Annotated in this window: 15 protein-coding genes; 8 read left to right on the top strand and 7 right to left on the bottom strand. The window is 63.2% G+C overall.

Annotated features, from left to right (window positions below):
- Nucleotide 1: 1 nt before the first annotated feature.
- Together ligA and rssA are read left to right on the top strand one after the other, a co-directional pair.
- Complete coding sequence (gene ligA, locus GWK50_RS10520; protein WP_162016467.1) at nt 2-2,530, top strand: NAD-dependent DNA ligase LigA; 2,529 nt, start codon at nt 2-4, stop codon at nt 2,528-2,530.
- Between the two features lie 6 nt (nt 2,531-2,536).
- Complete coding sequence (rssA, locus tag GWK50_RS10515) at nt 2,537-3,478, top strand: patatin-like phospholipase RssA (protein WP_162016466.1); 942 nt, start codon at nt 2,537-2,539, stop codon at nt 3,476-3,478.
- A gap of 239 nt (nt 3,479-3,717) precedes the next feature.
- Here rssA and GWK50_RS10510 read toward each other — a convergent pair whose 3' ends face one another.
- Nucleotides 3,718-4,077: a DUF995 domain-containing protein gene (locus tag GWK50_RS10510; protein ID WP_162016465.1), complete on the bottom strand. Its 360-nt coding sequence runs from the start codon at nt 4,075-4,077 to the stop codon at nt 3,718-3,720.
- Between the two features lie 887 nt (nt 4,078-4,964).
- On the opposite strand from GWK50_RS10510, the gene GWK50_RS10505 reads away from it, so the two are divergent.
- Nucleotides 4,965-7,421, top strand: a complete 2,457-nt coding sequence (locus GWK50_RS10505) for a transglycosylase domain-containing protein (RefSeq protein ID WP_162016464.1) — start codon at nt 4,965-4,967, stop codon at nt 7,419-7,421.
- A gap of 18 nt (nt 7,422-7,439) precedes the next feature.
- On the opposite strand, the gene GWK50_RS10500 is transcribed toward GWK50_RS10505, so the two are convergent.
- Together GWK50_RS10500 and GWK50_RS10495 are read right to left on the bottom strand one after the other, a co-directional pair.
- On the bottom strand, nt 7,440-8,012 hold the full coding sequence (locus tag GWK50_RS10500; RefSeq protein WP_162016463.1) for an NUDIX hydrolase: 573 nt from the start codon (nt 8,010-8,012) through the stop codon (nt 7,440-7,442).
- Complete coding sequence (locus tag GWK50_RS10495) at nt 8,009-8,704, bottom strand: fumarylacetoacetate hydrolase family protein (protein ID WP_162016462.1); 696 nt, start codon at nt 8,702-8,704, stop codon at nt 8,009-8,011. Before GWK50_RS10495 ends, GWK50_RS10500 begins: the two co-directional genes overlap by 4 nt.
- 70 nt (nt 8,705-8,774) lie before the next feature.
- On the opposite strand from GWK50_RS10495, the gene pgeF reads away from it, so the two are divergent.
- The gene (gene pgeF / locus GWK50_RS10490) at nt 8,775-9,629 is read left to right on the top strand and encodes a peptidoglycan editing factor PgeF (RefSeq protein WP_162016461.1); all 855 of its coding nucleotides are present in this window, start codon (nt 8,775-8,777) and stop codon (nt 9,627-9,629) included.
- On the opposite strand, the gene GWK50_RS10485 is transcribed toward pgeF, so the two are convergent.
- Complete coding sequence (locus GWK50_RS10485; RefSeq protein ID WP_162016460.1) at nt 9,549-9,860, bottom strand: hypothetical protein; 312 nt, start codon at nt 9,858-9,860, stop codon at nt 9,549-9,551. The two genes, pgeF and GWK50_RS10485, sit on opposite strands and share 81 nt — an antisense overlap.
- 127 nt (nt 9,861-9,987) lie before the next feature.
- Here GWK50_RS10485 and phaC point away from each other — a divergent pair, with 127 nt between their 5' ends.
- The 4 genes from phaC (at nt 9,988) to phbB (ending at nt 14,753) form a co-directional block, all read left to right on the top strand.
- Nucleotides 9,988-11,697 carry a class I poly(R)-hydroxyalkanoic acid synthase gene (phaC, locus tag GWK50_RS10480; protein WP_162016459.1) on the top strand — a complete coding sequence of 570 codons (1,710 nt, stop codon included), beginning with the start codon at nt 9,988-9,990 and terminating at the stop codon, nt 11,695-11,697.
- A gap of 91 nt (nt 11,698-11,788) precedes the next feature.
- Nucleotides 11,789-12,967, top strand: coding sequence for an acetyl-CoA C-acetyltransferase (locus tag GWK50_RS10475; protein WP_162016458.1), 1,179 nt, complete (start codon nt 11,789-11,791; stop codon nt 12,965-12,967).
- A 103-nt stretch (nt 12,968-13,070) separates the two neighbouring features.
- Nucleotides 13,071-13,850 carry an EAL domain-containing protein gene (locus GWK50_RS10470; protein WP_162016457.1) on the top strand — a complete coding sequence of 260 codons (780 nt, stop codon included), beginning with the start codon at nt 13,071-13,073 and terminating at the stop codon, nt 13,848-13,850.
- A 165-nt stretch (nt 13,851-14,015) separates the two neighbouring features.
- Nucleotides 14,016-14,753, top strand: a complete 738-nt coding sequence (gene phbB, locus GWK50_RS10465; RefSeq protein ID WP_162016456.1) for an acetoacetyl-CoA reductase — start codon at nt 14,016-14,018, stop codon at nt 14,751-14,753.
- 325 nt (nt 14,754-15,078) lie between these two features.
- Here phbB and GWK50_RS10460 read toward each other — a convergent pair whose 3' ends face one another.
- Genes GWK50_RS10460 through dapE form a run of 3 tightly spaced genes read right to left on the bottom strand, consistent with a single transcriptional unit; the run spans nt 15,079 to nt 19,229 of the window.
- On the bottom strand, nt 15,079-17,106 hold the full coding sequence (locus GWK50_RS10460; protein ID WP_162016455.1) for an ATP-binding cassette domain-containing protein: 2,028 nt from the start codon (nt 17,104-17,106) through the stop codon (nt 15,079-15,081).
- Nucleotides 17,107-18,045, bottom strand: coding sequence for a 50S ribosomal protein L3 N(5)-glutamine methyltransferase (gene prmB, locus GWK50_RS10455; protein ID WP_162016454.1), 939 nt, complete (start codon nt 18,043-18,045; stop codon nt 17,107-17,109).
- Nucleotides 18,042-19,229, bottom strand: coding sequence for a succinyl-diaminopimelate desuccinylase (dapE, locus tag GWK50_RS10450; RefSeq protein ID WP_162016453.1), 1,188 nt, complete (start codon nt 19,227-19,229; stop codon nt 18,042-18,044). The genes prmB and dapE overlap by 4 nt, the downstream gene beginning before the upstream one ends.
- Nucleotides 19,230-19,234 lie beyond the last annotated feature (5 nt).

The following is a 19,234-nucleotide window of genomic DNA, read 5'->3' as shown; positions in this document are numbered from 1 at the left end:
CATGACTGAAAACTTGGAGCTTTTTCCGCCTCCAGCGCCTGATGGACGGGCGCCAGCAGCTATCGAAATAGTAGCACTGCGCCAGCAGCTCAACACCTGGGCGCACGAGTACTACGTGCAGGACGCCCCCAGCGTGCCCGACGCCGAGTACGACCGTGCCTTCCAGCGCCTGCAGGCCCTGGAGGCCGAGCACCCCGACCTCATCACCCCCGACTCGCCCACGCAGCGCGTGCTCGGCGCCGTGATGGACGGCCTGGCCCCCGTGCGCCACGCGGTGCCCATGCTCAGCATCCACACCGAAACCGACACCGAGGCCAGTGGCGCCCAGGCCTTCGACGCGCGCGTGCGCCGCGAGCTGGGCTTGGCCGAGAGTGACCCACCCGTGGAATACGTGGCCGAGCCCAAGTTCGACGGCCTGGCCATGAGCCTGCGCTACGAGCACGGCAAGCTGGTGCAGGCCGCCACGCGCGGCGACGGCGAGGTGGGCGAGGACGTCACGCACAACATCCGCACCATCCGGCAAATTCCGCTTACGCTGCCGGCCGGCACGCCGCCCCTGCTGGAAGTGCGCGGCGAGGTTTACATGCCCCGCGCCGACTTTGATGCGCTCAACGAGCGCCAGCGCGCGCAGGGCGGCAAGACCTTCGTGAACCCGCGCAACGCCGCCGCAGGCGCCGTGCGCCAGCTCGACTCGGGCATCGCCGCGCAACGCCCGCTGCGCTTCTTTGCCTATGGCCTGGGCGCCATCACGCCCGAGGCCGAGGGCGGCCCGGCGTTTGCCACGCACTTTGAACTGCTGCAGGCCCTCAAACAATGGGGTTTTCCGGTTGCTGAGCAGGTGCGGACTGCGCTAGGCGCTACTGAATTGGTAGCATTCCACCGGCAAGTCGGCGCCACCCGCGATGCGCTGCCCTACGACATCGACGGCGTGGTCTATAAGGTCAACAGCCTGGCACTGCAGCGCCAGCTCGGCTTCAAGACGCGCGAGCCGCGCTGGGCCGTGGCGCACAAATACCCGGCGCAAGAGATGGCCACGCGCATCGAGGCCATCGACGTGCAGGTGGGCCGCACCGGCAAGATCACGCCTGTGGCGCGGCTGGCGCCGGTGTTCGTGGGCGGTGTCACCGTCACCAACGCCACGCTGCACAACCTGTTCGAGATCCGCAAGAAGGGCGTGCGCGTAGGTGACCAAGTGATCGTGCGCCGTGCGGGGGATGTGATTCCGGAAGTGGTGGGTTGCGTGCAGTCGGCTCTGGGCGAGGGAGGTGGCTTAATGCCGCGTCGCCCGTATGTTCCCAATTTCAGAATGCCAACTCACTGCCCTATTTGTGGTGGTGATGTTGTGCGAGAAAAGCATCAAAAAAATTATCGTTGTACTGCTGGATTATTCTGCCCTGCGCAGCGGAAAGAAGCCATTTGGCACTTTGCAAAAAGAGGTGCGATGGATATTGATGGACTCGGCGAAGAAATAATTGACGCGCTTGTGGAGTCAGGGAAAATTAATTACCCATCTGATCTATTTTACCTGGATAAGAATGATTTTATTGGATTGCAACTGAGCGGCGGCGGAACATTGCAGGAGCTGTCTTCAGACAATCTATTGAAGGCCATAAATAGATCTAAAAAGCCACTGCTTGATCGTTTTATTTTTGCGTTAGGAATTCCTCATGTAGGAGAGGCGACTGCAAGAATACTGGCGAAGTTCTACGGAAATATCAAGAATTTTAGAAATACAAAAAAATGGACGCCGCTGTTTTTGAATGATGTTGGAATCGAGGTTTCAAAATCAATCGCAAAATTTTTATCACAATCGAGCAATCAATCTGTGATCGACCGACTTCTTGATGCTGGTGTTCTGCCGCAAGAATTGACCTCGAATGCTAATGAAATTGTAGACTTAAAATTATTATTGTCTAGAGTCAAGCAGGTTGATCTTTCTGATTTGGCGGGTAAAAAAAATATACTCTCTGGCATTGGCGAAAAATCATTGTTGTCATGGGCCGAAAACTTGAAAAGTATCAGTGAAATTATTGACGGTCCTATTTCAAATTCGGTTGGAAAAGCGATTCAGAAAGCTATTTTTTCTGAGGGTTGGGATGAGTCGATCAAGGAGTTATTGCGCATGAATGTGGATTTCTTCAAGGAATCCTCCGGTGCTCCTCGGAGGTTGGTGTCCGAAAAACTTCGGAGAATATTAAAATCAAAAACTGATTTGAATGATGATCAGATTTCACTCTTGGATGAAGGAGAGGGCTGGGCTATAGTCTATTCAAATCAGAAGAAAAAGCAGAAAAAAGGTCCTGAGGTTTGTTTTACTGGCTTGTCTGCTTCTGAGAAGATTGCACTGGAAGAAATATCCAAGGCAAACGGATTGCATGTTGCGACCTCGGTCACAAAGAATTTGATGATTTTGGTGGCGGGAGAGAGTGCTGGTCCGTCGAAGTTGAAAAAGGCTGTAGATCAAGGCGTCTCGGTAATGTCTAAAGAGGATTTTTTGACGTTTCTCGAAACTGGTGAAATAAAAGTCTAAACTTTTATGCCATTGCCCCTTCACGCCCCAAAAATCGGCCTGGCCTTGGGCAGCGGTTCGGCGCGCGGCTGGGCACACATCGGCGTGATCCGCGCGCTGCAGCAGGCGGGCATCCAGCCCGACCTGGTGTGCGGCGCGTCGATTGGCGCCGTGGTGGGCGCGGCCTACGCGCTGGGCGAGCTGGACCGCTTCGAGCAATGGGCACGCGGCCTGACCGGGCGCACCATGTTCTCGTTCATGGACTTCAAGCTGGCGGGCGGCATGCTCAAGGGCGAGCGGGTGATCGAGTTCTTCCGCAGCCGCTTCTCCGACCGCCCCATCGAGGCGCTGGACATTCCCTTCGCCGCCGTGGCCACCGGCCTGCATTCGGGCAGCGAAGTGTGGCTGCGCACCGGCTCCACCGCCGACGCCGTGCGCGCCTCCATGGCCTTGCCCGGCCTGTTCACCCCGGCCCAGCGTGAAGGCCGCCTGCTGGTCGATGGCGGGCTGGTCAACCCCGTGCCCGTGTCGCTGGCGCGCGCCATGGGCGCCGACATCGTGATCGCCGTGGACCTGAACGCCGACATCCTGGGCCGCCACCTGCGCAAACCCGGCGCCAACGGCCCGGCCAAGCCGCCCGCCGAGGCACCGGAGGACGATGAGGAAGCGGCCGGCTGGCTGGGCCGCCTGCAGGACGGCTTTGCCTCCCTGCTGCCCACGCCCGACCCGGCCCGCGTGCCCACGCCATCGCTGCTGGAAGTGGTGCTGGCCAGCGTCAACATCATGCAGGTGCGCATCACCCGCAGCCGCATGGCCGGCGACCCACCCGAGGTGGTGATTGCGCCGCAACTGGCGCACCTGGGGCTGATGGACTTCTACCGGGCCGAGGAGGCTATTGCCGAGGGGCAGCGGGCGGCGGAGAAGACGTTGCCGTTTTTGCAGCAGTTGGGGTTGGGTACGGCCGTGTAGTGCCAGTGCGCCGGATTGGACTGGCTATCACAGCCAGCCGGGTCGCGTTGCGCAGAAAGCTCTTCCGGCGGATCCGCAGCCTCCTGCAACACTTGGTGATGCAGAGGCGCGGATTCGATTGCGGATGGACCACCACAGAGTTTTCAACAGATGTCGGAGATACGACTGCGGGTGTTTTCCCTCGCGGGTCTCCAACAGATCAGGCGCTTGCTGTTGTAGGGCGGTCCATATTCCATGGATCAGGGTAATTGATGAGTGAAATGTACTTCGCCTTTTGGCCAGAGGTGTTGAATTTCTCCTCCGACTTTACGCATTGCCCCACATCCTTCAAAATCAAATTTTTGCCCGTCCAAGCACAGTTTTCCCTCCTCCACTTTCCATGCGCCTTTATGATTAAAGCCGTTGCCGCTGGCCCAAACTATGCCGTTCTCTTGAAAATTCAGTCGAACGCTTCCCCACCGGGTGTTTTGGGTTTGAATGGTTTTTCCCTTTATCAAGGCCAGAACTTCCTCTGTTGTCATATTGGCAGGCTCAGTAGATTGAGAATGTGCGGCGAGGGATGCAAGAAGTATTGAGCAAAAAAAGATCGATTTTTTCATGATTTCTGCTGATTTTAAATTTGAAGGTTGAAGGGGTTGTTTGTGGCATGCTTACAAGCACTTTGCACTGGATTGTAAGTGCTGTAGCTATTTGTTTGATACTCTGCGTGTGGATTTATTTGAAATTTTGATTGCTGGATTTGTGTTGATAAATAAAAACGTTAATAAAATTATTACGACCGAATTTTGAAGAAATGCGCCGAGTAATAACAGGGTTACTCCTGGGGAATCATTGCTATTGGATGTAATTAGTGAAATTACAGGGGTGGGGAGATTTGTGATCATTATTTTCGTGAGCCATCCCCCTGATTCCATGTAGAGAAATATAGGTTTCGATATTTTTGCCAACGCAAGAATTTTCAAGCTAAAAAATAATATCGTGTTTAAAAATAGCCCCCATGCGAATGATTTCATATTTATCTGATGAGTGAAATGATTTTGCGTTTCCAGTTCGGTGATGCGAATTGTTACGCGATGCGCCACACCATGCGCCGTGATGGAATGGAAATGTCTCGTTCATTATCCTGTTTTGTGGAGGGGAAAGTCCATGAACGCCATTGTTACCATTGGTACCGATGTCGCCAAGAATGTTTTCGCAGTGCATAGGAGTGTTGGGCACCGGGCAAGCTCGCATCGATTCGACCCTGCGTAGCGCATGCAGCACATATCGAAGCTGCACAAAGCACAGTCGTCAGCAAGCATCCCGACACCGCCCTCGGCAGCTACAACCCCAAACCGCAATTCCCGCCGATTGGCGGTATAACAGCGCACCTCTCGCCCTCCATGCGAGGGGCCTGCAAGCCATCCATTCCGCCTGCAAACTCCGAATTTGATAGCTGCTAGCGCTTACCCATCAAGCGCTTGAGCCACTTTTGAATCCAAACCCCATGTCTTTCCCTGCTTTCCTGCGCACGCGCTGGGCCGCGCTGCGGCCGGTGTGGGCGCGTGCGTTGCAGCGGCCCGAGAAGCTGCTCTCGCTGCACAGCCTGCTCTGGGCGCTGATGGCGGCCGGGCTGGCGCTGCTGCTGTATGTGCTGGTGCTGATTCCCTTCACGCCGGGCATCCGCGACATTCGCAAGGCCAAGACGGAGCAGCCGGCGCAACTGGTGGCGGCGGATGGCAAGCTGCTGGCCGAGTACCGCTGGGTGAACCGCGCCTGGGTGCCGCTTGCCGAGATCGCCCCGCCGGTGGTGGACGCGCTGATCGCCACCGAGGACCACCGCTTCTATGGCCACTGGGGCCTGGACTGGCGGCGCACGGCGTCGGCGCTGGTGCGCACGCTGGGGGGCGACAAGCAGGGCGGCTCCACCATCACGCAGCAGTTGGCGCGCAACCTGTACCCCGAGGACATTGGCCGGGCGCCCACGCTCACGCGCAAGGTCAAGGAGGCCATCACGGCGCTGAAGATCGAGGCGCTGTACTCCAAGGACGAGATCCTGGAGACCTACCTGAACACCGTGCCCTTCCTCTACAACGCCTACGGCATCGAGATGGCGGCGCGCACCTACTTCGACAAGTCGGCCGACCAGCTCAACGTGCTGGAGAGCGCCACGCTCATCGGCATGCTCAAGGGCACGGCCTATTACAACCCGGTGCTCAACCCCGAGCGTGCCCAGGCGCGGCGCAACACCGTGCTGGCGCAGATGAAGAAGCGCGGCAAGCTGGCCGAGGCGGAATACGCCGCGCTCATCAAGCGCCCGCTGCGTATCCGCTTCGAGCGGCAGGTAGAGACGGCCGGCCCCGCGCCGCACCTAGCGCAGCAGTTGCGCAAGCAGCTCATCGACTGGGCCGACCGCAACGGCTACAGCCTGTATGCCGATGGGCTGGTGATCCGCACCACCATCGATTCCCGCCTGCAGCAGCTGGCCAACCAGGCCGTGGCGCGCCAGGGCAGGGCGCTGCAGGGCGTGGCCGACGGGGCCTGGGCCGCGCGCAATGCCTGGAACCCCAAGAACCCGCTGGTGCGGCAACTGGTGCGCGAATCGGCGCGCTACGAAGCCGCCGTGGCCAAGGGCGCGGCGCCCGACGATGCGTTGAAGGACCTGCTGGCCGACCCGGCTTTCCTGCGCACGCTGCGGCAAGAGAAGACGCGCGTGCAGGCCGGCTTCATGGCCATGGACCCGCGCACGGGCGAGGTGCGCGCCTGGGTGGGCAGCCGCGACTTCGCGCAGGACCCGTTCGACCACGTGCAGGCCGCGCGCCGCCAGCCGGGCTCCACCTTCAAGCCCTTTGTGTACGGCGCCGCGTTCGACCAGGGCCTGCTGCCCACCGACACGCTGATGGACACCGCCGTGGAAATCCCGCTGGGCAACAGGCAGGTGTGGCGCCCCACGGACGGCAACAGGCCGCCGAGCGACATGCCCATGACGCTGAGCGACGGCCTGGCGTATTCCAAGAACACCATCACCGCGCAGCTCATGCAGCAGGTGGGCCCCATGCGCGTGGCGCAACTGGCGCGGGCCATGGGCGTGCGCGAATCCAAGCTGGACGTGGTGCCCTCGCTGGCCCTGGGCACCAGCCCGGTCACGCTCAAGGAAATGGTGGCGGCCTACGGCGCCATTGCCAGCGCCGGCAGCTACCACGCGCCGCGCGTCATCACGCGCATCGAGGACAAGAACGGCAAGGTGCTGGAAGACTTCGCCCCCGCCGCGCCCGAGCGCGTGCTGGGCCTGACGGCCGCGCAGCAGTTGCGCGACGCCCTGCGCGGCGTGGTGGACAAGGGCACGGGCGTGGCCATCCGCAGCCGCTACGGCATCAGCGCCGACGTGGCGGGCAAGACCGGCACCACGCAGGACAACACCGACGGCTGGTTCATCCTGATGCACCCGCAACTGGTGGCCGGTGCGTGGGTGGGCTTCAACGACGGGCGCATCACCCTGCGCAGCGACTACTGGGGCCAGGGCGCGCACAGCGCGCTGCCCATGGTGGGCGAGGTGTTCCAGCAGGCGCTGCGGCAGAAGGTGATCGACGCCCGCGAACGCTTCATCGACGAGGAAGAGTCCAGCTGGGTGGGCACCGCCGTGGCCGGTGTGCGCAACTGGGTGTACGACCTGTTCGGCCGCCGCACTGGCGGGCCGGACAGCCCCGACACCGCGTCAGCCCCGCCGCCGCCCACCGCAGCGCAGCAGCCCGAAATCACCGAAGCGCCCTTGGTGCCGCTGGAGAGCGCCACGCCCCAGGCGCCGCCTTTTGTGCCGGGCTCCTACGGCAACGTGCCCGAAGCCCCCGACGCAGCGCCTGCGCCGCAGCCGGGCATCGTGCTGGACATGCCGGTGCAGCCTGGCGTGGTGGTGCCTGGGCCGGTGCAGGGCAACCCGCCGTTCTTTGTGGAAACGCGCCCTTGAGGAGGGGGCGCCGCGCCGCTATTCGATATCGACGCAATGCATGCCAAACGCCCCCGCCTTGCGGTCTGCAAAGAAGCGCAGCAGGGTTTCCTTCACGGTGCGGAACGCCAGTTCGTCCCAGGGGATTTCCGCTTCGGTGAACAGGCGGGCCTCCTGGGTTTCGAAGCCGGGGTTGAAGGCCTCGCTCAGCAACGTGGCGCGGTAGAACAGGTGGACCTGGCCCACGCGGCGCACGTTCAGCACGGCAAACAGCGGGCCCATGGCGATGTGGGCTCCGGCTTCTTCGTCGGTCTCGCGCTCGGCGCCCTGGGCGGTGGTTTCGTTCAGCTCCATAAAGCCTGCGGGCAGGGTCCATTTGCCCCAGCGCGGCTCGATGTTGCGCTTGCACAGCAGCACGCGGCCGTCGGGCAGCGCGGGCACGGTGCCCACCACGTTGAGCGGGTTTTCGTAGTGCACGGTGTGGCACTGCGGGCAGATGGCGCGGGTGCGGGTGTCGCCGTCGTCGGGCACGCGGTACACCACGGCGGTACCGCAGGCGCGGCAGTGCTTGATCTGGCTGTGAAAGCCGGTGGGGGCGCTGGCGCTGGTCATTGCACGCGCAGGCGCAGGCCTTCCAGTCCGTCGATGCCCGCCTCGATCAGGTCGCCGCTGACTACGGCGCCCACGCCTTCGGGGGTGCCGGTGTAGATCAGGTCGCCGGGTTGCAGCTCCCAGGCGTGGGAGAGGTGCTCAATGGTTTCGGCAATGTTCCAGATGAGCTTGTTGGTGCTGCTGCGCTGGCGGTCCTGGCCATTGACCTGCAGCCAGATGGCGGCCTTGGCAACACCATCTGCCTGTGTGGCGGGCGTGATGGGGCCAATGGGGGCGCTGTGCTCAAAGCCCTTGCCAATGCACCAGGGGCGGCCTTGCTTCTTCATGTCGTTCTGCAGATCGCGCCGGGTCATGTCCAGGCCCACGGCGTAGCCGTACACATGCTGCAGCGCCTGCGCGGCGGGGATGTCGCGCCCGCCCTGGCCAATGGCCACCACCAGTTCCACCTCGTGGTGCAGGTTGGCGGTCAGGCTGGGGTAGGGCAGCAGGCCGGTCTGGCCGGCGTCCACAGGCAGCACGGCATCGGCGGGCTTGAGGAAGAAGAACGGTGGCTCGCGGCCGGTGAAGCCCATCTCCTTGGCGTGATCTTCGTAGTTGCGGCCTACGCAGTAGATGCGGTGCACCGCAAAGCGCTGGGCGCTGCCGTGCACGGGGACGCTGGGTACGGGGGGCGGGACAAAGACAAAGCTCATGGCGGGTGGCATTTCAGGCGGGACCAGGGAGTGCCCTTGAGTGTGCCATGCCCCCGATACACTGGCACGCATGACGCACTTTCCCCCCGACTGGTTGCGGCCGCAGTGGCCTGCACCCGCCCATGTGCACGCGCTGTGCACCACCCGCACCGGGGGCCACAGCCAGCCGCCGTACGACCGTATGAACCTGGGCGACCATGTGGGCGACGACCCGCACGCCGTGGCCGCCAACCGGGGTGTGTTGCAGGCGGCGCTGCAAAGCGTCACGCCGCAGGCGCAGGCCGTGTTTCTGCAGCAGGTGCATGGCACGCAGGTGGTGGTGCTGGAGCCCGGCACCGCCGATGGCGTGGTGGCCGATGCCTGCGTGAGCACGCAGCCTGGGCTGGCCTGCACGATCATGGTGGCCGACTGCCTGCCCGTGCTGCTGACCGACGGTGCGGGTACCGTGGTGGCGGCTGCACATGCGGGCTGGCGCGGGCTGGCGGGGCAGGGCGGTGTGGGGGTGCTGGAGGCGGTTTTTGAACGATTTTCGGCTCTAAGGCACGTCTATCAAGCGCAAGCAGCTATCAAAAAAATAGCAAACGAGGGCGCTGGTGCGTGCGCAAGCCAGACCCTGGCCTGGCTGGGGCCGTGCATTGGGCCGCAGGCGTTTGAGGTGGGGGCCGAAGTGCGGGCTGCGTTCTGCGCACACAACCCAGCGGCGGCGGCGTATTTTCAGCCCCACGGTGCGGGCAAGTACCTGGCCGACCTGGCGGGCCTGGCGCGCCAGCGGCTGCAGGCGCTGGGCATCGCGCACATTTACGGCAACGATTCCAGCGCCGCCTGGTGCACGGTGGCACAGGGCTCACGGTTCTTTTCGCACCGGCGCGACAGCGCTGCCCTGGGCGGCAGCGGGCGCATGGCTGCCTGCATCTGGCTCGGCTGAGGCAGGAGCATCGGCGGGAGCCTGTTCAGAAGCCTGTTCGGCCAGGGCCTTGGCACGCAGTGCACGCTTGCGCGCCGGGGTGCCCAGGATGTAGCCCACGATGCCCATGGGCAGCAGCCCGTACAAAACAAACGTGACCACTGCGCCCAACACAGAGCCGGTGGGGCTGGTGGCCTCTGCCAGGGCCATCATCAGGGTCACGTAAAGCCAGGCGATGAGAACGAGGTACATGGGCTGCAGCAGCTGTCAGATGGTGTAAGCGATGGCGCGTTACCATACCAGCACAACCTGTGAGGGTTGCACCATCCGCACAATGGCCCTGCAACGGCGGGGCCGTGGAACCGCACCAGGAGACAGCATGGACCAGGAATCGCTCTGGGCGCAAGGCGCTCAGCAATGGCAAAAGATGTGGGGCGAGGGTTGGGCGCAGGCCTTGCAAACCCTGCAACCCACCGGGGCAGGCGCTGCACCGGGAGCCAAGTTGCCCGAGATCCGCTTTTCCAACGACAAGCTGCAGGCCTTGCAGCAGGAATATGTTCAAGAAGCCGGCAAGCTCTGGCAGCAGGCCCTGCAGGGCGCGCCGCAGGCTCCTGGGAGTGACAAGCGTTTTGCGGGAGACGGCTGGGCCGCCAACCCCATGGCGGCCTACACGGCGGCGGCCTACCTGCTGAGCGCACGCACGCTCATGGGCTTGGCCGATGCGGTGGAGACCGACGCCAAGACCCGTGCCCGCATCCGCTTTGCCGTGGAGCAGTGGATCGCCGCCATGGCGCCGAGCAACTTCCTGGTCTTCAATGCCGAGGCGCAGAAGAAAGCGCTGGACACCCAGGGCGAGAGCATTGCCCAGGGCATGGCCAACCTGCTGCACGACCTGCGCCAGGGCCATGTGTCCATGACCGACGAGCGCCTTTTCGAGGTGGGCCGCAATGTGGCCACCACCGAGGGCGCGGTGGTATTTGAGAACGAGCTGTTCCAGCTCATCGAATACAAGCCGCTCACGGCCAAGGTGTTTGAAAAGCCTTTCCTGATGGTGCCGCCGTGCATCAACAAGTTCTACATCCTGGACCTGCAGCCTGACAACTCGCTCATCCGCTACGCCGTCGAGCAGGGCCACCGCACCTTTGTGGTGAGCTGGCGCAACCCCGACGAATCGCTGGCAAAAAAGACCTGGGACGACTATGTGGAGCACGGCGCCATCGAGGCCATCGAGGTGGTGCGCAAGATCAGCGGTGCGCCGCAGATCAACGCCCTGGGCTTTTGCGTGGGCGGCACCATCCTGGGCAACGCGCTGGCGGTGCTGGCCGCGCGTGGGCAGGACGTGGTGGCCAGCGCGACCTTCCTCACCACGCTGCTGGACTTCACCGATACCGGCATCCTCGATGTGTTCATCGACGAGGCCTTCGTGCAGTTCCGCGAAATGCAGATGGGCGAAGGTGGTCTGCTGCGCGGGCAGGAGCTGGCGTCCACTTTCAGCTTCCTGCGGCCCAACGACCTGGTCTGGAACTACGTGGTGGGCAACTACCTCAAGGGCGAGACGCCGCCCCCGTTCGACCTGCTCTACTGGAACAGCGACAGCACCAACCTGCCTGGGCCGTTTTATGCCTGGTACCTGCGCAACATGTACCTGGAGAACAAGCTCGTCAAACCGGGTGCGCTGACGGTGTGCGGCGAGAAGATCGACCTGGGCCAGGTGCGCCTGCCGGCATACATCTACGGCTCGCGCGAGGACCACATCGTGCCCATCAAGGCCGCGTATGCCTCCACCCAGGTGCTGCCGGGCAAGAAACGCTTTGTGATGGGGGCCTCTGGCCACATTGCGGGCGTCATCAACCCCCCGGCCAAGGGCAAGCGCAGCCACTGGATCCGCGCCGACGGCAAACTGCCCGCCACGCTGGACGCCTGGCTCGACGGCGCCACCGAGCACCCTGGCAGTTGGTGGACCGACTGGTCCGACTGGCTGCGCAGCCATGCGGGCAAGCAGGTGGCCGCGCCCAAGACCTACGGCAAGGGCGCGCAGTTCAAGGCCATTGAACCTGCGCCCGGTCGTTACGTGAAGCAAAAATCCTGACACGCGACGCCGTCACAATCGGTGTGTCACCCCTATCGGGTTCGCTGTGCGCAGTAGGCCCATTTTGAAGTAGCAGCAAGAAGGAATCACCATGGAAGACATCGTCATCGTTTCGGCCGCCCGCACCGCTGTGGGCAAGTTTGGCGGCGCATTGGCCAAGACGCCGGCCACCGAACTGGGTGCCATCGTCGTCAAGGAAGCCCTGGCGCGCGCGCGCGTGGGTTTGGACCAGGTGGGTGAAGTCATCATGGGCCAGGTGCTGGCTGCGGGCGTGGGCCAGAACCCTGCGCGCCAGGCGCTGATGAAGGCCGGTGTGGCCAAGGAAACCCCGGCGCTCACCATCAACGCCGTGTGCGGCTCCGGCCTCAAGGCCGTCATGCTGGCCGCCCAGGCGGTGGCCACGGGCGACAGCGAGATCGTGGTGGCTGGCGGGCAGGAGAACATGAGCCTCTCGCCCCACGTGCTGATGGGTTCGCGCGATGGCCAACGCATGGGCGACTGGAAGATGCAGGACAGCATGATCGTGGACGGCCTGTGGGACGTGTACAACCAGTACCACATGGGTATCACCGCCGAGAACGTGGCCAAGCAGTACGGCATCACGCGCGAGATGCAGGACGCACTGGCCCTGGCCAGCCAGCAAAAGGCCGCTGCTGCGCAGGACGCTGGCAAGTTCGCCGACGAAATCGTGGGTGTGAGCCTGCCGCAGAAGAAGGGCGACCCCATCGTCTTCAATGTGGACGAGTACCTCAACCGCAAGACCAACGCCGACGTGCTGGCCGGGCTGCGCCCTGCGTTCGACAAGGCGGGCACGGTGACGGCGGGCAACGCCTCCGGCATCAATGACGGCGCCGCTGCCGTGGTGGTGATGAGCGCCAAGAAAGCCGCAGCCCTGGGCCTGACCCCGCTGGCGCGCATTGCCGCCTATGCCACCAGCGGCCTGGACCCGGCCACCATGGGCATGGGCCCGGTGCCCGCGTCGCGCAAGGCACTGCAGCGCGCAGGCTGGAACGCGGCCGATGTGGATCTGTTCGAGCTGAACGAGGCCTTTGCCGCCCAGGCCTGCGCGGTGAACAAGGAGCTGGGCATCGACCCGGCCAAGGTCAACGTGAACGGTGGCGCCATTGCCATCGGCCACCCCATTGGCGCCTCGGGCTGCCGCATTCTGGTGACACTGCTGCACGAAATGCAGCGCAGCGGCGCCAAGAAAGGTTTGGCTGCGCTCTGCATTGGCGGAGGCATGGGGGTTTCTCTGGCGCTGGAACGCTGAGCCGTCTCTTTGTTGCTCACGAGAAAAGCCGCGTTGTGACGCGGCTTTTTTGTGGGGCGTGATGGTATCGCTGTGCGTGACACTGCGTTACGATCGATCGCACATGACCACCACCATTTTTGCCCAGCCCTTTGATCCGGTGGGTTGTGCGGCGTGCAAGGACAAGTCGCTGCTGCCCTTCGCGTTCACCATGGCTTTCCAGCCGATCATGGATATGGAAACGGGCTGTCCGTTTGCCTACGAGGCGCTGGTGCGCGGAGTCAATGGCGAATCGGCTGCCAGCGTGTTGTCGTGGGTCGATGACGGCAACCGCTATCGTTTCGACCAGGCCTGTCGTGTCAAAGCCATTGAACTTGCGTCCCGTCTGGGCCTGGCAGCGCTGCCCGATTGCCGTCTGAGCATTAACTTTTTGCCCAATGCGGTGTATCGGGCTGAAACCTGTATTCGGGCCACCCTGGAAGCGGCGCGGGAGTTTTCGTTTCCGCACGGCCGCATCATGTTCGAGGTGACGGAGAACGAGCCCCTGAACCATGGTGAGCATCTCAAAGCCATCTTCAGCGAGTATCGCCGCCAGGGGTTGATCACGGCGATTGATGACTTTGGGGCGGGTTATGCAGGACTGAACATGCTCACGAGGTTCCAGCCCCATGTGCTCAAGATCGACATGGAACTGATCCGAAACATCGACCAGGACCCGGTACGCCAGGCCATTGCGGGTGGCATTGAACTGGTCTGCAAGCGATTGGGGATCGTCATCATTGCCGAGGGCATCGAGACCGAGGCTGAATCGCAATACCTGCAATCTTTGGGAATCCGTTATCAGCAGGGCTATCTGTTTGCCCGGCCGGGCTGGGAGTCGCTTCCTCTCGCGGGCGGGTTGTAGATCTGGGGACGCAATGTGCGCCTTGTCGGTGCACGGTCTTTGCAGAGTCATACCCATGACAAATCTTTACCAAAAAATGCGGTGTTGGTGTTTTCCTCATCCGCATGGGCGCAAATGTTGGGTAGAGTCGAATCGAGTACCGCGAAGCAACAAGGAGAAAGTCAGATGAGCACGAAAGTAGCGTATGTCACGGGCGGCATGGGGGGCATTGGCACCGCCATCTGCCAGCGTTTACACAAGGAAGGCTTCAAGGTCATCGCAGGTTGCGGCCCTACGCGCGACTTCCAAAAATGGCTGGATGAACAAAAGGCCCTGGGCTACACCTTTTACGCATCGGTGGGGAACGTGGGCGACTGGGACTCCACCGTCGAGGCCTTTTCCAAGACCAAGGCCGAGCACGGCAGCATTGATGTGCTGGTGAACAACGCCGGCATCACGCGCGACCGCATGTTCCTCAAGATGACCCGCGAGGACTGGGACCAGGTGATCGAGACCAATCTCAACAGCATGTTCAACGTCACCAAGCAGGTGGTGGCCGACATGGTGGAAAAGGGCTGGGGCCGCATTATCAACATCAGCTCGGTCAACGGCGAGAAGGGCCAGGCCGGCCAGACCAACTACTCGGCCGCCAAGGCCGGTATGCACGGTTTCAGCATGGCCCTGGCGCAGGAGCTGGCCACCAAGGGCGTGACGGTGAACACCGTGAGCCCGGGCTACATCGGCACCGACATGGTCAAGGCCATCCGCCCAGACGTATTGGAGAAGATTGTCGCCACTGTGCCTGTCAAGCGCCTGGGCGAGCCCAGCGAGATCGCGTCCATCATCGCCTGGCTGGCCTCGGAAGAGGGCGGCTATGCCACGGGAGCCGACTTCTCGGTCAACGGCGGATTGCACATGGGTTGATTACGGCCCGCACCACAAAAAAACCCCGCATTTGCGGGGTTTTTTTGTGGGAGCTGTTGCCAGCTCCAGGCCCTGGGGCGCTGAACTCAGAAGCGTGCGGGTGCGCGCTTGCGATCGCGTTCGTCTTCGGGCCAGGCGGTCAGGATGGAGAAGGTGTTCATGGCAATAAGCTCCGTTGATGGTTCTACAACGCGGGGCTTTGCGCCATGGTTGACAGTGCGGTGCAAAAAAATTTATCAGAGGCTTGCACCGCATTTTCGCTATCAAAATAATAGCTGGCAGCACTTGTGTTTAATGCGTTAAACGCCAAAAACATCCAAAAAACTCAGGCGCTGGCTCCGTCCAGCTCGGTGGAAAGCTCCAACCAGCGCTCTTCCAGCGTGGCGGTTTCGTCGCTGGCTGCCTTGAGGCGGCGGCCGCAGTCGGCGATGTCGGCCGGGGCCAGGGGTTCGGTCAGGCGCTGCTCCAGGGTTTGGCGTTCCTGGGCCAGTTCGGCCAGGCGGCGGTCAATGCGCTCGAGCTCTTGCTTGAGGGGGCGCAGCTTTTGCGCCAACGCCTGGCGGGCCTGGGCGTCCTGGCGGCGTTGCTCTCGTGCATCGCGCATGGGCGGAGGTGCCGAAATTTCCGAGCTGTTTTGGCCCTCAGCGCTTGCAGATGGTGCGCTGGGCGCTATGGTTTGAGTAGCGTTTGCAGTGGCTTCGCCTTCCGCCAGACCTGCGGCGCGGGCCTCCTCGCGCAGGCGCCTGGCTTCGTCGAGCAGGTAGCGCTGGTAGTCGTCCAGGTCGCCGTCAAACGGCCCGACCGCGCCCCGGCCCACCATCCAGAACTCGTCGCAGACGGCGCGCAGCAGCGCCCGGTCGTGGCTGACGAGCATGACGGTGCCCTCGAACTCGTTGAGCGCCATCGACAGCGCTTCGCGCGTGGCCAGGTCCAGGTGGTTGGTCGGCTCGTCCAGCAGCAGCAGGTTGGGGCGCTGCCAAACAATCATGGCCAGCACCAGGCGCGCCTTCTCGCCGCCGCTCATGGTGCCCACGGCCTGCTTGACCATGTCGCCGGTGAAGTTGAACGTGCCCAGGAAGTTGCGCAGGTCCTGCTCGCGCCCCGATTCGCGCGCGTTGGGCCCCAGCTCCTTGGCCAGGCGCACCATGTGCTCCAGCGGGTTGTCGGAGGGGCGCAGCACGTCCAGTTCCTGCTGGGCGAAGTAGCCGATCGACAGGCCCTTGCCCTCGGTGATGGTGCCGGCCAGCGGCTTCATCTCGCGGGCGATGGTCTTGACCAGCGTGGACTTGCCCTGGCCGTTGGCGCCCAGGATGCCGATGCGCTGGCCGGCCTGCACCGAGCGGTTCACCTGGCGCAGGATGGTGGTTTCCCTGCCGTCCTCGGTCCGGTAGCCAAAAGAGGCGTCGGTGATGGCCAGCATGGGGTTGGGCAGATTGGTCGGCTCCTTGAATTCAAACGTGAACTCGGCCTCGGCCAGCACGGGCGCAATCTTCTCCATGCGGTCCAGCGCCTTGACGCGGCTCTGCGCCTGCTTGGCCTTGCTGGCCTTGGCCTTGAAGCGGTCGATGAACTTCTTCAGGTGGGCGATCTTTTCCTGCTGCTTGGCATAGCTGGCCTGCTGCAGTTCGAGCTGCTCGGCGCGCAGGTCCTCGAACTTGCTGTAGTTGCCGCCGTAGCGCGTGAGCTGGGCGTTGTCGATGTGCAGGGTGACGTTGGTCACCGCATCGAGGAATTCGCGGTCGTGGCTGATGACGATCATCGTGCCGGCATAACGCTGCAGCCAGGCCTCCAGCCAGACCAGGGCGTCGAGGTCCAGGTGGTTGGTGGGCTCGTCCAGCAGCAGCAGATCGCTCGGGCACATGAGCGCGCGCGCCAGTTGCAGGCGCATGCGCCAGCCGCCGGAGAAGCTGTTGACCGGCATGTCCAGCTCCGACACCTTGAACCCCAGGCCCAGGATCAGCGCCTGGGCACGGGGCACGGCGTCGTGGGACCCGGCATCATGCAGGTCGGTGTAGGCATGGGCGATGGCCATGCCGTCGTCGTCGGCCTCGGCACGGGCCAATTGCGCCTGCAGTTCGCCCAGGCGGGTGTCGCCGGCGACGACGAAATCGGTGGCCGACTCGTCGGTCTCGGGCATGTTCTGCGCCACCTGCGCCATGCGCCAGTGTGCGGGCACCTGGAAGTCGCCACCGTCTTCATGCAGCGAGCCATTGAGTAAGGCAAACAGGCTGGATTTGCCCGCGCCGTTGCGCCCGATCAGGCCCACATGTTCGCCGGGGTTGATGGTGACGCTGACGCTGTCCAGCAGCACCTTGGCACTGCGGCGCAAGGTGATGTTTTTGAGAATGATCATTCAGGAAGGGAAAAAGCGGGAAAGGGCGGCGCGCTCGATCAGCAGCACCTGGTCGCATCCGGCACTGGTGTCCAGCCAGAAGACGGGGAGCTGGGGAAACGCAGCCTCGAAGTGCGCACGCTCGTTGCCGATTTCGAGCACCAGCACGGCGTCTTCGCTCATCACTACCGGGGCCTCGCGCAGCAGGCGGCGGATGAAGTCCATGCCGTCGCTGCCGCCGGCCAGGGCCAGGGCGGGCTCGGCGCGGTATTCGGGCGGGAGCTGCGCCATGCTTTGCGCGTTGACGTAGGGGGGGTTGCACAGGATCAGGTCGTAGGGGCCAGGGCAGGCGGCCAGGCCGTCGCTGTGCAGCAGGCGGATGCGGTCTTGCAGGCCGTGGCGATCGACGTTGATGCGGGCCACGGCCAGCGCGTCCTCGCTGATGTCGGCAGCGTCGATGCGGATCTCGGGCCAGGCCATGGCGGCCAGCACGGCCAGGCTGCCGTTGCCGGTACACAGGTCCAGCACCTGCTGGGTGTGCTCCCCCAGAAAATCGTCAAAACCGCCATCCACGATCAGCTCGCCAATGAAGCTGCGCGGCACGATGGCGCGTTCGTCCACATAAAAGGACACGCCTTGCAGCCAGGCTTCGCGCGTGAGGTAGGCGGCGGGCTTGCGTGTGCCGATGCGTTCTTCAAAAAGTGTAGCTGTCAGCGCTTGCTGGGCGGGCGCTACAGGCTGGTTGGCTATGGATTCCGGCCCGTCGTCCAAAGGGCTGTCCAGTGGCAGCCCCAGGCGCCAGAGCACGAGCCAGGCGGCCTCGTCGCGGGCGTTGGTGGTGCCGTGGCCAAAGCCGACGCCCGATGCCAGCAGCAGTTGTTCGCCGGCGTGAACCAGGGCGCCCACGGTGGCGCCGGTCAGTGGCGGCAAGGAGGAAGCAGGGTGCGAGGGTGTGCTCATGCGGCAGCACCGGCGCGGGCCTGTGCCTCCAGGAGTTCGAGGGTGCGGCGGTAGATGTTCTTGAGTGGCTCGATGTCTGCCAGCGCAATGTGCTCGTCGATCTTGTGGATGCTGGCGTTGGGCGGCCCCAGTTCAATCACCTGCGGGCACAGCGTGGCGATGAAGCGCCCGTCACTGGTGCCGCCGGTGGTGGAGAGTTCGGTGCCCAGGCCGGTCTCCTGGGCGATGGCCTCCTGCACGGCCTGCACCAGTTCGCCCGGGGGCGTGAGAAAGGGCTGGCCGCCCAGCGTCCATTGCAGCTCGTATTCGAGTTCGTGTCGGTCGAGTACGGCGTGCACGCGTTGCTTGAGGCTCTCGGCTGTGGATTCGGTGCAGAAGCGGAAGTTGAAGTCGATCGTGACTTCCCCCGGAATGATGTTGCTGGCACCCGTGCCGCCGTGGATGTTGCTCATCTGCCAACTGGTGGGCGGGAAGAAGGCGTTGCCTTCGTCCCAGCGCATGGCGGCCAGTTCGGTCAGTGCGGGCACCGCCTGGTGGATGGGGTTGCGCGCCAGGTGCGGGTAGGCAATGTGGCCTTGAATGCCACGCACGGTGAGCTTGCCGCTGAGGGTGCCGCGGCGCCCGTTCTTGATCATGTCGCCGGTGCGCTTGACCGAGGTGGGCTCGCCCACGATGCAGTAGTCCAGCCGCTCGCCGCGTGCGGCCAGGCGCTCGACCACCACCTTGGTGCCATCGACCGAAGGGCCTTCCTCGTCGCTGGTCAGCAAAAAGGCGATGTCCAGCAGGGGCGCGGGGGTGTGGGCCAGAAACTCCTCGACCGCGACCACAAAGGCGGCGATGGAGGTCTTCATGTCACTGGCGCCCCGGCCGTACAGCTTGCCGTCGCGCAGCGTGGGGACAAAGGGGTCACTGCCCCATTGGGCCAGCGGGCCGGTGGGGACCACATCGGTATGGCCGGCAAACACTACTGTTTTGATAGCGCCTTGCGCAGCATTGGCGTGCCCTGATGGCCTTTTTGACCATAAATTGCTGACGCGGAAGGATTCGGGGCCGCTGTCCATGCGCTCGTTGATGAAACCCAGGGCCTGCAGGCGCTGGGCGATGAGGTCCAGGCAGTCGGCGTCGCTGGGGGTGACGGAAGGGCGGGCAATGAGCGCTTGCGCCAGTTGCAGGGTGGGGGACATGAAAA

This window comes from Acidovorax sp. 210-6, assembly GCF_010020825.1.
GTDB lineage: Bacteria > Pseudomonadota > Gammaproteobacteria > Burkholderiales > Burkholderiaceae_C > Simplicispira > Simplicispira sedimenti.
The sequence above is the reverse complement of the archived record's forward strand: the minus strand, read 5'-3'. Positions and strand labels throughout refer to the sequence as shown.

Coding starts and splice junctions, on each gene's coding strand:
- GWK50_RS10510 (WP_162016465.1), bottom strand. CDS start 4,077: ATGAAAAAATCGATCTTTTTTTGCTCAATACTTCTTGCATCCCTCGCC.
- GWK50_RS10500 (WP_162016463.1), bottom strand. CDS start 8,012: ATGACCAGCGCCAGCGCCCCCACCGGCTTTCACAGCCAGATCAAGCAC.
- GWK50_RS10485 (WP_162016460.1), bottom strand. CDS start 9,860: ATGTACCTCGTTCTCATCGCCTGGCTTTACGTGACCCTGATGATGGCC.
- dapE (WP_162016453.1), bottom strand. CDS start 19,229: ATGTCCCCCACCCTGCAACTGGCGCAAGCGCTCATTGCCCGCCCTTCC.
- phaC (WP_162016459.1), top strand. CDS start 9,988: ATGGACCAGGAATCGCTCTGGGCGCAAGGCGCTCAGCAATGGCAAAAG.
- GWK50_RS10495 (WP_162016462.1), bottom strand. CDS start 8,704: ATGAGCTTTGTCTTTGTCCCGCCCCCCGTACCCAGCGTCCCCGTGCAC.
- phbB (WP_162016456.1), top strand. CDS start 14,016: ATGAGCACGAAAGTAGCGTATGTCACGGGCGGCATGGGGGGCATTGGC.
- GWK50_RS10470 (WP_162016457.1), top strand. CDS start 13,071: ATGACCACCACCATTTTTGCCCAGCCCTTTGATCCGGTGGGTTGTGCG.
- GWK50_RS10460 (WP_162016455.1), bottom strand. CDS start 17,106: ATGATCATTCTCAAAAACATCACCTTGCGCCGCAGTGCCAAGGTGCTG.
- ligA (WP_162016467.1), top strand. CDS start 2: ATGACTGAAAACTTGGAGCTTTTTCCGCCTCCAGCGCCTGATGGACGG.
- pgeF (WP_162016461.1), top strand. CDS start 8,775: ATGACGCACTTTCCCCCCGACTGGTTGCGGCCGCAGTGGCCTGCACCC.
- prmB (WP_162016454.1), bottom strand. CDS start 18,045: ATGAGCACACCCTCGCACCCTGCTTCCTCCTTGCCGCCACTGACCGGC.
- GWK50_RS10505 (WP_162016464.1), top strand. CDS start 4,965: ATGTCTTTCCCTGCTTTCCTGCGCACGCGCTGGGCCGCGCTGCGGCCG.
- rssA (WP_162016466.1), top strand. CDS start 2,537: ATGCCATTGCCCCTTCACGCCCCAAAAATCGGCCTGGCCTTGGGCAGC.
- GWK50_RS10475 (WP_162016458.1), top strand. CDS start 11,789: ATGGAAGACATCGTCATCGTTTCGGCCGCCCGCACCGCTGTGGGCAAG.